Origin of the sequence: Leisingera sp. MMG026 (assembly GCF_021654205.1) — a bacterium.
Lineage (GTDB): Bacteria > Pseudomonadota > Alphaproteobacteria > Rhodobacterales > Rhodobacteraceae > Leisingera.
In genome coordinates this window covers 1-674 of record NZ_JAKFZM010000147.1, presented here as the reverse complement: position 1 = coordinate 674, position 674 = coordinate 1, and the positions used below count along the sequence as shown (strand labels likewise).

Here is a 674-nt window from a genome sequence, read left to right as displayed (position 1 = left end):
TACGTGACCGGCATTCTTGCTTGTAATGACATGATCCCGCCCTCGGAATGGCTGCCCCATGTCTGGGGCGAGACTGGCGAAGCACATTTTCCTGACCGGAAAGCCGCAGAAGAAACGATCGGTGCCGTCATGGCGCATTACAATTCGGTGGCCGAGGCGATGTCCCGCTCGTTTTGGATCGAACCTGTTTACGAGGTTGATCCCAACAGCGACGAGACGATGTGGTTGCCTTGGGTCGACGGCTTCACCCGTTCCATGGGCCTGCGGGCGGAAGCTTGGGAACGCCTGCTCGATCAGGCCGACGAAGAGACGCGGGCTACGATGATCTTCTTGATGGCGTTACAGGACATCTACACTGGTCAAAGCAAGTTCACGGACGACGAAATTGACCAGATCGACCTTGAAGCCCCCGATCTGATCCCGAACTGCGTTGCGACAATACTGCACCAGTCACGTCCTGAACTTTCCCGCCCTGAGCCTGAAAATCTTTCCGGCATGCCGTTCAAGGCTAGTCCTCGACCAGGTCGAAACGATCCGTGCTCCTGCGGGTCTGGCCGCGAATACACGCAGTGTTGCGGTCGGAACTGACTGATCTCCAAAGATTTCATAGCAACCATCTGCAGAGCGAGGCACCGGTCTAATCGGGGAGGAGCTCGCAAACTGCACCTGTCATC

1 protein-coding gene is annotated in these 674 nt (G+C 56.8%); it reads left to right on the top strand.

The features are described from left to right. The coding region (locus L1069_RS23900; RefSeq protein WP_237457303.1) for a UPF0149 family protein at window positions 1–588 on the top strand (588 nt) is incomplete at its 5' end. Between the last annotated feature and the right edge of the window lie 86 nt (window positions 589–674).